The organism is Neorhizobium alkalisoli, assembly GCF_002968635.1.
Taxonomy (GTDB): domain Bacteria; phylum Pseudomonadota; class Alphaproteobacteria; order Rhizobiales; family Rhizobiaceae; genus Neorhizobium; species Neorhizobium alkalisoli.
Map to the genome: position 1 here is coordinate 15662 of NZ_PVBN01000011.1, position 13979 is coordinate 29640.

Below are 13979 nucleotides of genomic sequence, written 5' to 3' on the forward strand. Positions count from 1 at the left end.
TGCGGCCTTCGGCAGGGTATATCACGTCAACTGCCATTCCATGCCGGCGGATCGGCGCGAGGTCCGGCAAGGATGTCGTGGTCGGAGATTACGAAGGCCTGTCGAGCGAGCCAGATTTCTTGAAACTGGTCGTCGAGACGCTAGAAGGTTGGCTATTCAGTATCGCTCAATGTGCTTCAAGGGCGCCAAGCCTGTCTCGGCATACAGCTCCCCGGCAAAAAACCGCCATAGCATCCAGATCGAGCTCAACCGCAAGCTCTACATGCACGAGGAGGCCACCGAGACGGTCGCCGGTTGGGGCGAACTGAAGGCCAATCTCGCCAGGCTCGAGAACTCCTGCGCGACTATGTTAAACACAGGAGCTGAGAGATATCACGTGCCATCTGGACAAGGCCCTCAGCCAGACGCGATAGTCCCGGATCTGCACCAAAATCGCTTTCGCTTCTCTGGGATCCATCCCTTGCGGAAACCATCATCCCTCACCCCCTGAACCCGTGAAGGAGCGGGCTCTCGTTAGAACCCCGTCACCCGACAGAGCAAGCAAAGGGCGCTCGACCTTGGATAAGCTCGCAACCAACTTCTTGGCTAAGAATAGCGCGCCTCGCACAGAATTCGTTTGCCGTAGTCTGCCTATAGCGTTGGCGCGTAAAGTACGGCCCTCCCAGTAAGAAGAATCCCGGACGAACCTCGGCTAGAGTAACCGCGAAGTTGATTGGCTTTGCCGCTTGACAATTCATCGTCGCCGACGAGCCCGTTTCGGCGCTCGACGTCTCCATCCAGGCTCAAGTCATCAACCTGCTGCGCGATCTGCAGCAGCGGCTTGGGCTCACGATGCTTTTTATTTCGCATGATTTGGCGGTGGTCGAATATATCTGCGACCGGGTGATCGTGCTCTATCTCGGTCGGATCATGGAAGTCGCACCGAGCGCCGACCTCTACGCCAGGCCGCAGCATCCCTATACACGCGCGCTCCTCTCGGCGATCCCCTCACCTGATCCGGATGCCCGGCGCGACCGGCAGATATTGAAGGGTGACATTCCAAGCCCCGCCAATCCGCCGAGCGGTTGTGTTTTCCGCACCCGCTGTCCGAAAGCGCTGGACGCCTGCGCCAGCACAGTGCCGGAACTGCGCGAAGTGGCGCCGGGACATTTCAAGGCCTGCATTCGGGACGATCTGAATTGAGCGGCAAAAGGAGCATTCGGTGACAGCGAAAAGACGGCATGCGATCGGCGGGAACTGGGCAAGCCTTCTGCTGCCGATCGAGGCCGATGACAGCATAAATTTCGACAAGCTTGGCGAGGAAATCGACATCCTGATCGCAGCCGGCGTCGATGGCATCTATTCGAACGGGACGGCTGGCGAATTCCATAACCAGACTGAAGCGGAATTCGACCGGATCCAGTCCATGCTGGCGGAGCGCTGCGCGAAGGCTGGAATGCCCTTCGTTATCGGCGTGTGCCAGCCGGACGCAATGATCATGCTGGACCGCGTCCGTCGCGCCACCTCGTTCAGGCCTATGGCGATCCAGGTAATCCTTCCGGACTGGTGGCCGCTGGGTGATCTCGAAGCCCTGGATTTCCTGAAGCGGGCATCCGATGCCGCAGACGGAATCCCGTTGATCCTTTACAATCCGCCCCATTCCAAGCGTGTACTGACGCCCAGGGAACTCGCAGACATCTGCGCCCCCTGCCCTGATCTTGTCGGGATCAAGCTCGCCGATGGCGGCGCGGATTGGTATACCGAAGCCCGAGCGCATCTAGAAGAGTTCTCACTCTTCATTCCTGGCCATCATCTGGCGACCGGCATCAAAGAGGGTGTTGCCGCGGGCGCATTCTCGAATGTCGCCTGCCTCAGTCCCCGCGGCGCACAGCGGTGGACTGATCTGATGCGAAATGATCTCGAGGCTGCGTTGGAAGCGGAACGGCTGATCTGCCGCTTTATGGACGAACACATCGTTCCATTCCGCCAGAATGCCGGCTATTCGAATGCCGCACTCGACAAACTGCTGAGCGCTATCGGCAACTGGGGACCGATCGGTACCCGGCTGCGCTGGCCCTATCGCTCGATCGAACCCTCCGAAGCGGCAAGACTGCGGGAGGTCGCCCGCCGGGACCTCGAAGAATTCCTCGTGACCTGAGAATGCCTTGATGGACATGGCGCGGCAGATCTCCCGATCTCCGGCTGGGAGCGGAGCAGGCCGGCCGAAGGTGTTCGCCGGAGTAAACCAAGCGCGGTCAGCGGCCGTTACCCAGTGCCGAGACGTGCTGGAAGAATGTCGAGCATTTTGCTGCAAAATCTAGCCTGCCATTGATGGTGAGAAGATTGGACTATAGACTTACTGTCGCGGCAAGCCGCCGTGCAACCATCAGGAGCTTTCATGCCTACCGGTACTGTCAAATTTTTCAACGAAGACAAGGGGTTTGGCTTCATCACCCCAGAGAATGGCGGGGCGGATGTATTTGTGCATGTCTCTGCTCTTCAGCGAGGTGGATCTTTGAGAGAGGGACAAAAAGTAAGCTACGAACTCGGCCAAGATCGCAAAACCGGCAAGTCGAAAGCTGAAAACGTCAGCCCGCTTTAATCACCGATAGGCGTTTCCTTCACCTTGCCTCGTCCGACTTCATGCTCTTTTTGTGAAGAGGTATAACCATGTGAGAATGCAGCCTGGAGGGCATCGATCTGATGTATCAGACCATGCTCGCCGAGCTGCGACAACACTCACTCGACGCGGCACCCCCCCGACCTCCTTTCCTCCGGCCGGTCGACGCCCGTCACAGGGAGGGATCGCCGCTATTGGTATCTCGACCAGTCTGAGAAAAGAGGCGGACGGACCAGGTGATACTCGGCCGCGCCAATGATCCGGAGATTGCCGGCCGTGTCGCGCGTTCTCCCAGCAGAAAGGACGACCTCCGCGCCCGACGCTGCCTCGTGCCACTTCCCCGCAAGGTGGGGGTGATACCCCCGACAGCATGTCCGGCGACGTCATCAAGGAGTGGGTCCAGCCTGGCTCGATGAAAACTCGGGCAGACCGGCCGGGCTTAATGGCCGGCATAACAACGTTGCCAGGTAGCCGATATCGGATATGCTGTGGGGGCGTCGGATGCCGGGATGATGTGGAAGGCAAAAGACCCATTCATCACAGGCTTTGGGCAGGTCCACCGATAACGAACCAAGCCCATTTTGACCCACAAGAGAAGGCATTCTTCCCACTTTACGTACACCGTTCCCGGTTGAATTCAACTGAGCGATGGAAGGCGGCGAGATATGGTCCTGGAAGCAAGCATTGCAGATATCGACTTTGCGGCGCTCACCTCCGGCCGAACCTACCACCCCTCGCCAACAGCGTGGGAGGATGAGGTCCTCTACTTCCTGATGCTCGACCGCTTCTCCGACGGCAAGGAATGTGATTTTCGCGGCAACGACGGGAGCATTGTCGCAGAAGGCGCGGACGCTTCGACGCGGGCATTCAGCGAGGCGGACCGCGACAATGCCATTTCCACCACAGAAGAAGCCTCAGCCTGGCGTGACGCCGGGGGACGCTGGTGCGGCGGCACGCTCAAAGGTTTGACCGGCAAGATCGGATATCTGAAGCGCCTCGGCGTGACTGCTATCTGGATCAGCCCGGTTTTCAAGCAGGTTGCATTCCAGCAGACCTATCATGGCTACGGAATCCAGAACTTCCTGGATGTGGATCCGCATTTCGGAACCCGCGACGACCTGAAGGATCTGGTTACAGCGGCTCATTTTCTTGGTATCCGAGTCATTCTGGACATTATCCTCAACCATAGCGGCGCAGTCTTTTCCTACGACGCTGATCGTTATCCGACCAGCGAACCAGGCGCGTTTGATCCACGATGGGATGGTGGCTCCTACCGCGTGGCCGGGTTCAACGACCGTCATGGCCAACCGATCATCCCATTCCAGCGCTTGCCGAGAGCTGCGGACGGTGGACCGAGTGACGATGCGATCTGGCCGCGGGATCTGCAAGAGCCAGTGTCCTTCACCGCGCGCGGTCGTATCAGCGGCTGGGACCATTCCCCCGAATATCTGGAAGGAGACTTCTTCGACCTCAAGGACATTCGCCTGGGGGAGGGCCAGATCGATACATATCAACCCTCGCCGGCCTTGAAGGCGCTTTGCGATGTCTACCGGTTTTGGATCGCATTTGCCGATCTCGACGGTTTTCGAGTCGACACTGTCAAACATATGGATCCAGGGGCCGCGCGATATTTCGGGTCCGTGATCCACGAGTTCGCGCAGACGCTCGGTAAAGACAAGTTCTATCTGATTGCCGAGATCGCCGGTGGACGGCCTCACGCCTATACGACGCTAGAGACTACCGGTCTCGATGCGGCCCTAGGAATCGACGATATTCCCGACAAGCTTGAGTGGATACCGAAGGGACGCCGAAATCCTTCCGACTACTTCGACCTCTTCAGGAATTCTATCCTTGTCGGGAAGGGAACACATACCTGGTTTCGTGACAAGGTCGTGACGGTTCTCGATGATCATGACCAAATCCGCAATCAATCCAGAAAGGCACGCTTTGGCGCCACCAATCCACCTGTCTCGCTGGCTCTTGCCGCGCTGACCTTGAATGCCATGACGATTGGGATCCCATGCATATACTACGGTAGCGAACAGCTCTTCGACGGGACTGGCGACAATGACAGATATCTCCGCGAGTGCATGTTTGGCGGGCCGTTCGGGGCGTTTCGAAGCAGAGGGAAACACTTCTTCAAGGAAGATGAATGGCTATACCAGGAGCTTGCCAAGGTCCTGGAGGTGCGGCACCAAAATCTTCCATTGCGCCGCGGCCGTCAGTATCTGCGCGAGATATCCGGCAATGGCGCAGACTTCGGTTTTCCTCGGATGATCGGCGCAGAATTGCGTTCGATCGTGGCATGGTCGCGAATCCTGGACCGATCCGAAGTACTTGTTGCGATCAACACTGATATGACCGAGGACAGAACCGCATCGGTTATCATCGATCATGACCTGCACCAACCGGAGACCGAGATGCGCTGCATCTACTCTACCAACGCCGGGGCAATTGGAACGATGAGCCGTGTCTTTGAAATGCAGGACGGCAAGCGCTTCGTAAGACTGACGCTGCCCGCCGCAGGTGTCTCCATCTTCCGTTAGCCGGCTTCTTCAGGACGCTTTTGCAGGCGGTTGATTCCGCACTCTGCTGAAGAAAAAACGAAGACGGGATCCGTCACCCGAGCATCCTGCTGTCTTTTCACTCGCTCTCTTCACCGAGAAGGCGAATGACGCTCTGCTTCATGTGAAAGTTCATGACCTCGCGTGCCTGCGCGGGATCACCGGCCTTGATTGCTTCGAGAACGCTGCCGTGCTCCTCGACAACGCGTGGCGCCACCTGGTCGGGCGGCCGTTCTTGCAACTTGCGGGTAAACTCCATCGTGAGCTTGATCTGGTTGCGCATCGTGCCGAGCGCGAAGGCGAAATACGGGTTGCGTGTTGCTCGCGCCACGGCCATGTGGAAGGCGAAGTCCGCTTCAAACACACCCTCGCCCGGCATTAGGGTCAGCATCCGCCGATGCGCTTCGTCGATTTCGCGGATGGCTTCGGGATCGCAAAGCCGCGCCGCATCCTCCGCCGCTGCGCATTCCACCACCTGGCGAAACCGCATGCAGCGCTTCATGTCGAACACGGTCTGGATCGACAGACCCTGAATATCTGCGGCAGACGGCACCACATCGGCGCGAGGTTGCACGAAATTGGCCGAACCACGCCGCGAGATGATCCGGCCAGCCTCGCGCATTTTCACCAGCGCCTTTCGCAAAACGGGACGCGAAACGCCGAACTGACGGGCAAGCTCCGCCTCCGGCGGCAGGCGCCCACCGCCTTGCCAGGCCGGCGCCTCGAGCATCGCCTCAAGCCGGGCGAGTACATGCGACGAAAGGTCCTTGAGCGGGCGCGCTTGCTGACTGATCTCATCCATTATCACATCCTACCGTCGGCACTCGGCCTTTCCAATAGGGTCGTCGAATTTACTAATATTTACTGATATTGACAAATTGGTTCGCTTGCGCGACTAATTGAAGTAAGGCGGACGAGTTACGAAATCGCCACCATCAAACCTGAAAAACCGCAAGACCTTGGAAGTGCGGAACATCATAGAGGTCCGGATGCTCATCGAGCCGAATTCGTCGCCGCCCACCGTGAACAGCCATCTCACCCGGCATACGCCGCGCATCGTCTCCGTGCGGGCGATCCCGGTCGCAGGTCAGGATAGTATGTTGCTGAACCTAAGCGGCGCGCATGCCCCCTTCTTCACCCGCAACCTCGCGGTGATCGAAGATGATTCGGGCCATACGGGGATCGGCGAAGTCCCCGGCGGCGAGGCGATCCGCAAGACGATCGACGAAGCCGGCTCGCTTCTCATCGGCCAGACGATCGGTAACTATAACGGCCTGCTCGACCGAGTGCGCACGACTTTCAGCGACCGCGACAGCGGCGGCCGCGGACTGCAGACCTTCGATCTGCGCACAACGATCCATGTGGTGACGGCGCTGGAATCGGCATTGCTCGACCTTCTTGGCCAACATCTCGGCGTGCCGGTGGCGGCGCTTCTCGGCGATGGCCAGCAGCGCGACCGGGTCGAGATGCTCGGTTATCTCTTCTACGTCGGCGACCGCCGCAAGACGGACCTGCCCTATCGTGACGGCAAGGGCGAGACCGATGCCTGGTTGAGGCTGCGCGACGAGGAGGCCCTCACGCCGGAAGCGATCGTCCGGCTCGCCGAGGCAACGCAGGAGCGATACGGTTTTCGCGACTTCAAGCTGAAGGGCGGCGTTTTACGGGGCGACGACGAAATCGAAGCCGTGACGGCAATCGCCCGCCGCTTTCCCGAAGCACGCGTGACGCTCGACCCGAATGGCGCCTGGTCGCTGGAGGAAGCAATCCGGCTCTGTAAGGGGCGCGGCAACGTGCTCGCCTATGCGGAAGACCCCTGCGGCGCGGAACAGGGCTATTCGGGCCGCGAGATCATGGCCGAATTCCGCCGGGCCACCGGCCTGCCGACCGCCACCAACATGGTGGCGACGGACTGGCGCCAGCTCTCGCACGCGATCCAGCTGCACTCGGTCGACATCCCTCTTGCCGACCCGCATTTCTGGACCATGCAGGGCTCCGTTCGCGTCGCACAGGTCTGCCAGACCTTCGGCATGACCTGGGGTTCGCATTCCAACAACCATTTCGACGTTTCGCTCGCGATGTTCACCCATGTGGGCGCAGCCGCCCCCGGACGCGTCACCGCACTCGACACCCATTGGATCTGGCAGGACGGCCAGCGACTGACCCGCGAGCCGCTGAAGATCGAGGACGGGCATATTGCGGTGCCGGACCGGCCAGGTCTCGGCGTCGAACTGGACATGGAGCGTGTCGAGGAAGCACACCAACTTTACCTGAAGCACGGGCTTGGCGCGCGCGACGACGCAACCGCCATGCAGTACCTCGTCAAAGACTGGCGCTTCGACAATAAGCGGCCGTGCCTGGTGCGGTAGCGACCGAATTACAGGCCGCCATGCGCCCGGCGGCAATCATCGGGAAGCGGCGCGAAGGATCATTGAGGAGGATGACCCCATGAAGGCAAGAACACTGCTCGCAATTTCACTTGGTCTCGGCATCGCCCTTGCAGCAGGCGCTGCCAGGGCTTTCCCGGATGGGCCGATCACCATTATCGTACCTTTTCCGCCGGGCGGAGCAACCGACACGACCGCACGGCTCATGGAGCCTCAGATGTCCAAGGTACTGGGAGCGAACATCGTCGTTGAAAACAAGCCAGGCGCGACCGGCGCGATCGGCGCCGGCCTGGTTGCCGATGCCGAGGCCAGCGGCCAGACGCTGCTGGTCGCCTCGCTCGGCACCTTTGCCACCAATCCTTATCTGCAGAAAAAGCTTTCCTACGATCCCATGAAGGACTTCGATCTGCTGACGGTCGCGGTGAGCACGCCCAACGTGCTGGTTGCAACGCCGAAATTCAAGGCGAGCAGCGTGGAGGAACTCGTGGCTGAGATGAAGGCAAAGCCGGAGAGCGTAACCTTTGCAAATTCCGGCACAGGCTCCTCGGACCACCTGACCGCCGCCCTCTTCTGGCAGGCAACCGGCACAAAGGGCGTGCATGTGCCCTACAAGGGAGGCTCCGCGGCACAGGCCGATCTCGTCGGCGGCCACGTTGACGTGTCGTTCCAGAATCTCGGCGCCATCATCAATTTCGTGCAGGCGGGGCAAATGAAGGCATTCGCACAGACTGGCGAGAAGCGCCATCCGCTGCTGCCGAACGTGCCGACGCTCATCGAACTCGGATACGGCAATGTCGTGGTCAGCGCCTGGCAGGGCGTTGCCGCGCCGAAGGGGCTGCCGGCCGAGGTAAAGGCGAAACTCAACCAGGCGATCCAGGCGTCGCTCAAAGACCCCGAGGTCGTCGCGAAATTCAACAAGCTCAGCTTCGACGTCGTAGCCAATTCCAACGAGGAGTTCGGCACCTATCTCGGCAAGGAGATGGCTCGCTGGAAGGATGTCATCGAAAAAGGCAATATCAGCGCGGAATGATCTGGTAATTCACGGACGCCTAAGTCCGTTAGGCGGCTTCCTCGGCATGGGAAGCCGCCCAGGTAGATACATCAGAGCCGCGTCGGCAAGCTGCTGCTACTGCGACCGCGTGATGACCATCGCGTTCAAAGGCGGAGCCGAACCGACTGGAATTGTCAGGCGACCACCAAAGCCGGTGCTAGTGAAGAACCGGGGATCTGTCGGACCTCATCGAGTACAGATGCAAGAGCATGACTCCCTGCTTGAGCAGGAGTTCGGCGGACAATAGATCCCGTGCTGCCAGGTCGCTTCTTATTCCGCGGATCATGCCTGCCACGCATTTCGAGTTGGCGGCGAAACGAATATCACCCAGAATCTCGGCCTCGTCGGCGGCATCCTCGAGAGCGCCAGCAACCGTCTCGAACATGTTGAACCGTTCGCGGAGGTTCATTTCTTCAAGAGTTTTGGGATCTCCGTCCATTTTGTCTCCTTCGCACGCACCGTGGCTCGTAGCGGATAACCGCAACGCACGTTCTGACGTTGAAACGCTGGCGATTGGTAGTTTACATATGGAAATCGTCGAAAAGATAAGCAAGTCATGACCGCAATGCGGCTGATGCATGGTACCCTCGCGAACAGTTGAGATAACTTTCTTCGCGCTTAATTGTTGCAATCTTACTTGGATCTCGGTGTCGACGGAGCGCGCCGACTAGCAAGATCTAGCTCCCGACCCTTGCACGAGACTGATCGGCCGCACAAGAGGATCCGCGTGGCGGTGAACGAAAGCGAGCGAAGAAGCAGAAGAGGGTTCCGCCCAGCATTCCATTGTAGCGCCAGATCCGGCGCTGGCGCCTGTCATTCGGTAGTTTATGGGTGTCACTCTTCGGACGGCTGGTCGGCGATCGCCGCTGCACCGGTTCGCTTGGCGACATCTTGGAACGGATCTGCCAGCGCTGCATCCGGCCTGCTGACAGGATACTTGATACGGGAGGTGCTAGCCGCCAGCTTGTCGGCCCCGTTTTTCTTCAGTAGCGCCCGGAAGTTCGAATGCATTCCGCCATCGATGTAGGCACTGACAGGCATCGACTTGCTCTCCGCCAACGCGGCGTCCACCTTCTGATTTTCGGCGGCGATCTTCGCCATGAGCTGTGAATCCGGCGGCGTCACAGCGGGTGGACAGGCTGCCAGCGGATCGCGAGGCTCGCCACTCTCGAATTCGGTGTTGAACACGTAGCGGCGGCCGCAGACTGAAACTTTCGGCTGCTGCTTTGTGAGTTCGAAGGCGTCGTAACCTTCCTTGAGAGTGCGCCAGAACGGCAAGTTCCGGTCACCTTTATGGAGAGCCATGTTCCCAGGTGTCATGCGAAAGGGATAAGCCTGCACTTGGAAGGTGCCCTGTCCGGACGCGAGCGCCTTGGAGACGACAGAGTAGATCTCGCCGACGCCCTGATCGGTAAGCGCATAGCAGCCTGAGGAGGAACAGGCTCCGTGGACCATAAGTGCTTCCCCTGTGTATCCGAGCGCGGACTCCAGCCTGTTCGGGTAGCCGAGATTGAAGGAGACGTAATACTGGGACTTCGGGTTCAGCATCCCCGCGGACACATGATAGAAGCCTTCGGGAGCCTGACGGTCGCCGTTCTTCGTCTTCGAGCCGAGCTTTCCGGACCACCTGCACATCGGATATGTCTTCAAGAGCGCGTACCGACCGGTCCTGTCGATCTTCCAGACTTCAAGTTCGCTCTCCTGCTTGAAGATCCTGACAAGTACGGGGCTCTCCGCCTTCATGCCCTTATTGGACATCTCAGCCAGGAGCTTGCCTGGTATCTGCGGGGGAGCCTTCGCCACGTCGTCAAGGCCCATCGCCACACAACCGGAGAGCGCTGCGCCGATGACTGCGAGCGCGCCGAAGCGGCGGGCGATGGCAAGGACGCCGCCTCTGGTCGGCATCGGGGGAATGTTGAACAGCGAAGTCATGCGGCGGTACTGATGCCCTGGTAAAATTGGAACTGCGCCCCCTTCAATCTGGGGCAGCCGTTGTTCTCCGTTGAGCTTAACTACACGATCAAGCGACGATGTGCGAGGCCGTTCGTCGATCCGTCGCGTTTCATAAGACGTCTATCAGCTCGCGATTCTCTTCGAGAAAGGAGCGGTCATCTTCCAAACAAGGTCGGATCATCGCCTCAGGGGCAGGGCGGACGGGAACGATTTTGCTCGCGGTCACTTAGAGCTTCATGAACAACATGATCTTGACCACGGCATCGTTTACATTTGCGCTGTGCGGCACCGCAAGCGGTAACGGGCTCACGCCGGAGGCCATCAACGGCGCGCAGCTCTCCACAATCCCTATCGCCAAGCCTGCCGAGCAGATATCAAGGCCCGATCCCGCCATTGTCCTGCTTCAGGTGCTTCTCGATCGAGCGGGATCCTCTCCAGGCGTCATCGACGGGTTTTACGGAGAAAATGTCAGCAAGGCCTTGGCCGGGTTTGAGGCTATCCGGGGCCTTCCGGTCGACGGCAAGCCAGACCCTGAAGTTATTACCCAGCTTCCGCTCGGCGAGCCGGCAATCCAGCCCTACGTGATTTCTCGGGATGATGGCGAAAAACTCGTCAAGCGCATTCCTGAAGACTATGCTGAACAAGCCGAGATGGAACATCTGGGCTTCACAAGCGTCGCCGAGAGGTTGTCCGAGCGTTTCCACATGGACCTCGATCTCCTCAAGGCACTCAACCCGGCTTCCAGATTTTCTGTCGGAGAAACTATTTCGGTCACCATACCGAGCCCCGAGAAAGAAGGAGAGGTCAAGCGGATTGAGGCTCGCAGGCGAGGCGGACAGGTTCTTGCCTTTGCCGAAGATGGGTCAATTCTGGCAGTTTATCCCGCCACCATCGGCAGTGACGAAACCCCTTCTCCATCCGGCAAAAGCAAGGTCAAAGGCGTCGCCCGAATGCCCAGCTATGTCTACAATCCGAAACTGAACTTCCAGCAGGGCAACAACAAGAAGGTCCTGAAGCTCCCTGCCGGTCCAAACAACCCCGTCGGAACCGTTTGGATCGACCTTTCTCAGCCGACCTATGGCATTCATGGCACCCCCGAGCCGTCGCTCATCGACAAAGCCGGTTCTCACGGATGCATTCGGCTGACGAATTGGGATGCTGAGGAGCTGGCAGCGATGGTAAAGCCGGGTGTGGCGGTTGAATTCACCGATTGACGGAGCAAGCAGACCCCGCCAAATGGCGCGCAGCGCCCAAGTACCTGCCTACTCGGCGGCCAAGGCCGCCGCTTCTATTTTCGGAGCCGGACGCGAAAGCCCCAGGTGATCTCTCAGCGTTGAACCTTCATATTCATTGCGAAACAGTCCACGGCGACGCAATTCGGGCACAACGAGCTCGATGAAATCGGACAGTCCCCATGGCAGAACGGGCGGCATCACGTTGAATCCGTCGGCTCCGTAATTGACAAAACGTTCTTCCAGCTCGTCTGCGATCTCTTCCGGTGTGCCTACGATTTGCCAGTGGCCGCGGGCACCAGCCACCCGTTGGTACAGCTGGCGCAATGTCAGGTTCTCTCGTTCGGCAAGCTCGAGAAAGAGAGCTCGGCGGCTCTTGCCACCCTCGGTCTCGGGCAATTGCGAGATCAACGCATCGATCGGCAGCGTCCTGATTTCGTCGACACCCGCAAGATCGGCCAACATATCGAGACCTACAGAAGGCTCGAGCAAGGACTGCAGCTGTTCGAACTTATCCTCCGCCTCTTGCCGGGTCCTTCCCACAACAGGAAATACGCCAGGCAGAATCTTCAGATCTTCAGGCGCGCGACCATATTTCGATAGCCGGCTCTTGAGATCGCTGTAAAAAGCGATGGAACCTGTAAGCGTCTGCTGGGCCGTGAAAACGGCCTCCGCCGTTCTGGCGGCAAGCTCCTTGCCCGGCTCCGACGAACCTGCCTGCACCACCACTGGATGGCCCTGCGGTGGACGCGGAATGTTCAGCGGTCCGCGAACCTTGAAGAAGGCGCCATTGTGGTTGAGGGCCCGAACCCTGTCAGGATGAAAATAGAGCCCGCTTTCCCTGTTCCGCAGGAATGCATCGTCATCCACCGTGTCCCACAGACCTGTGACGGTATCGATGAACTCCTCCGCTCGCCGATAGCGGTCAGCGTGCGCTACGATTGCATCATGGCTGAAGTTGTAAGCGGCGCCGGGATCGGCAGATGTAACGAGGTTCCAGCCGGCCCGGCCAGCCGAAAGGTGATCGAGGGAAGCAAATTGTCTGGCAAGGTTGTAAGGATCGGAAAAACTCGTCGACGCGGTTGCGACCAAACCAATGCGGTTGGTCACGGTCGCAAGCGCCGAAAGAAGCGTGATCGGCTCAAACGGATAGAATCCCGAATGCGCCTTGCGGTTCGCAGCCGCGACATTCTGCACGCGTGCACTCACCCCGTCGGCAAGAAACACCGCATCGAATTTAGCGTCCTCGGCGAGGCGGGCGAACCCCGCGAAGTCGGAGAAACGCGTGCTGTCAGAAGCGCCAGGATGGCGCCAGGCGGCGGCATGATGACCGGTGTATAAAAGAAAAGCCCCAAGACTCAGTTGACCTTCACGTCTGGCCATTTCCATTCCTCTCCAAACCGCTGCCCGGCAAAAATCAGTGCAGACCGAACTCGTTCAACAGCTGCTCCCGGAGCTTGACAAAACCCGCCTCGCTCCGATTTCGCGGCCGCGGAAGATCGACGTCGATCTCACGGGTCCGCCCGCCTTTCTCCTTGCCGAGGATAAGTACCCGGTCAGCCAGATAGACGGCCTCTTCAAGGTCGTGGGTGACCAGGATCATCGTCACCTTTTCCTCCCGCCAGATGCGCGCGAGTTCTTCCTGCATGGTGATCTTGGTCATGGCGTCGAGCGCACCGAAGGGCTCGTCGAGCAGCAGGATCTCGGGTTTCACGGCGAGAGCCCGGGCAATGCCGACGCGCTGGGCCATGCCGCCCGAGAGCTGCGACGGCAGGGCTTCGGTAAATTCGCCCAGGCCGACGAGCTGGACATAATGGCGCGCGCGGGCGCGGGCCTCGGCTTTCTTCAAACCACGATTTTCAAGAGGAAAGGCGACGTTATCGAGCACGGTAAGCCAGGGCAGGAGCCTTGGCTCCTGGAAGATCACGGCGCGATCTTTGCCCACGCCGTGAACTGCCTGCCCGTCGATCAACACCTCGCCTCGATCCGCATCTTCGAGCCCGGCCAGAACCCGCAAAAGCGTTGTCTTGCCGGAACCCGATGCTCCAACGATCGCAAGGCTCTCGCCAGCGCGGATGTGGTTGCTGACCCCCTGGAGCACATTGAGATGGCGGCCGTTGATCGAGTAGGACTTGGAAAGGTTCTTTATCGTCACGTCTCCGCGAGACGTCAGCTCAGCGACAGCCATCGGTCCGC

Annotated in this window: 12 protein-coding genes and 1 pseudogene; 8 read left to right on the plus strand and 5 right to left on the minus strand. The window is 59.3% G+C overall.

All coding sequences use genetic code 11. The features are described from left to right. The first annotated feature begins 40 nt into the window (after positions 1-40). The 5 genes and pseudogenes from C5L13_RS29640 (at position 41) to C5L13_RS21445 (ending at position 5145) form a co-directional block, all read left to right on the plus strand. The gene (locus tag C5L13_RS29640) at positions 41-490 is read left to right on the plus strand and encodes an N-formylglutamate amidohydrolase (RefSeq protein ID WP_407070459.1); all 450 of its coding nucleotides are present in this window, start codon (positions 41-43) and stop codon (positions 488-490) included. 239 nt (positions 491-729) lie between these two features. Further along, positions 730-1182 (plus strand): annotated as a pseudogene (locus C5L13_RS21430) (oligopeptide/dipeptide ABC transporter ATP-binding protein); the annotation flags it as partial. Positions 1183-1201: 19 nt separating this feature from the next. After that, on the plus strand, positions 1202-2137 hold the full coding sequence (locus tag C5L13_RS21435) for a dihydrodipicolinate synthase family protein (RefSeq protein WP_105385304.1): 936 nt from the start codon (positions 1202-1204) through the stop codon (positions 2135-2137). A 240-nt stretch (positions 2138-2377) separates the two neighbouring features. Next, complete coding sequence (locus tag C5L13_RS21440) at positions 2378-2581, plus strand: cold-shock protein (RefSeq protein ID WP_105385305.1); 204 nt, start codon at positions 2378-2380, stop codon at positions 2579-2581. A gap of 683 nt (positions 2582-3264) precedes the next feature. After that, positions 3265-5145, plus strand: a complete 1881-nt coding sequence (locus C5L13_RS21445; RefSeq protein ID WP_105385306.1) for an alpha-amylase family glycosyl hydrolase — start codon at positions 3265-3267, stop codon at positions 5143-5145. 97 nt (positions 5146-5242) lie between these two features. Here C5L13_RS21445 and C5L13_RS21450 read toward each other — a convergent pair whose 3' ends face one another. Next, a complete protein-coding gene (locus C5L13_RS21450) occupies positions 5243-5965 on the minus strand; it encodes a FadR/GntR family transcriptional regulator (RefSeq protein WP_105385307.1) in 723 nt (240 codons plus the stop codon). Between the two features lie 187 nt (positions 5966-6152). On the opposite strand from C5L13_RS21450, the gene gudD reads away from it, so the two are divergent. Next, positions 6153-7529, plus strand: coding sequence for a glucarate dehydratase (gene gudD / locus C5L13_RS21455; protein ID WP_105385308.1), 1377 nt, complete (start codon positions 6153-6155; stop codon positions 7527-7529). Between the two features lie 79 nt (positions 7530-7608). After that, entirely contained in the window at positions 7609-8577 is a 969-nt protein-coding gene (locus tag C5L13_RS21460; RefSeq protein WP_105385309.1) for a Bug family tripartite tricarboxylate transporter substrate binding protein, read from the plus strand. 178 nt (positions 8578-8755) lie between these two features. Here the strand turns inward: C5L13_RS21460 and C5L13_RS21465 are convergent, their stop codons facing one another. Both C5L13_RS21465 and C5L13_RS21470 read right to left on the minus strand, forming a co-directional pair. Continuing rightward, the gene (locus C5L13_RS21465) at positions 8756-9037 is read right to left on the minus strand and encodes a hypothetical protein (RefSeq protein ID WP_105385310.1); all 282 of its coding nucleotides are present in this window, start codon (positions 9035-9037) and stop codon (positions 8756-8758) included. Between the two features lie 395 nt (positions 9038-9432). After that, on the minus strand, positions 9433-10503 hold the full coding sequence (locus tag C5L13_RS21470) for a L,D-transpeptidase family protein (RefSeq protein WP_105385471.1): 1071 nt from the start codon (positions 10501-10503) through the stop codon (positions 9433-9435). 284 nt (positions 10504-10787) lie between these two features. Here C5L13_RS21470 and C5L13_RS21475 point away from each other — a divergent pair, with 284 nt between their 5' ends. Then, positions 10788-11765: a L,D-transpeptidase family protein gene (locus C5L13_RS21475; protein ID WP_105385311.1), complete on the plus strand. Its 978-nt coding sequence runs from the start codon at positions 10788-10790 to the stop codon at positions 11763-11765. A gap of 48 nt (positions 11766-11813) precedes the next feature. On the opposite strand, the gene C5L13_RS21480 is transcribed toward C5L13_RS21475, so the two are convergent. After that, on the minus strand, positions 11814-13166 hold the full coding sequence (locus C5L13_RS21480; RefSeq protein WP_105385472.1) for an LLM class flavin-dependent oxidoreductase: 1353 nt from the start codon (positions 13164-13166) through the stop codon (positions 11814-11816). Between the two features lie 34 nt (positions 13167-13200). Then, positions 13201-13971: an ABC transporter ATP-binding protein gene (locus C5L13_RS21485; protein WP_105385312.1), complete on the minus strand. Its 771-nt coding sequence runs from the start codon at positions 13969-13971 to the stop codon at positions 13201-13203. Positions 13972-13979 lie beyond the last annotated feature (8 nt).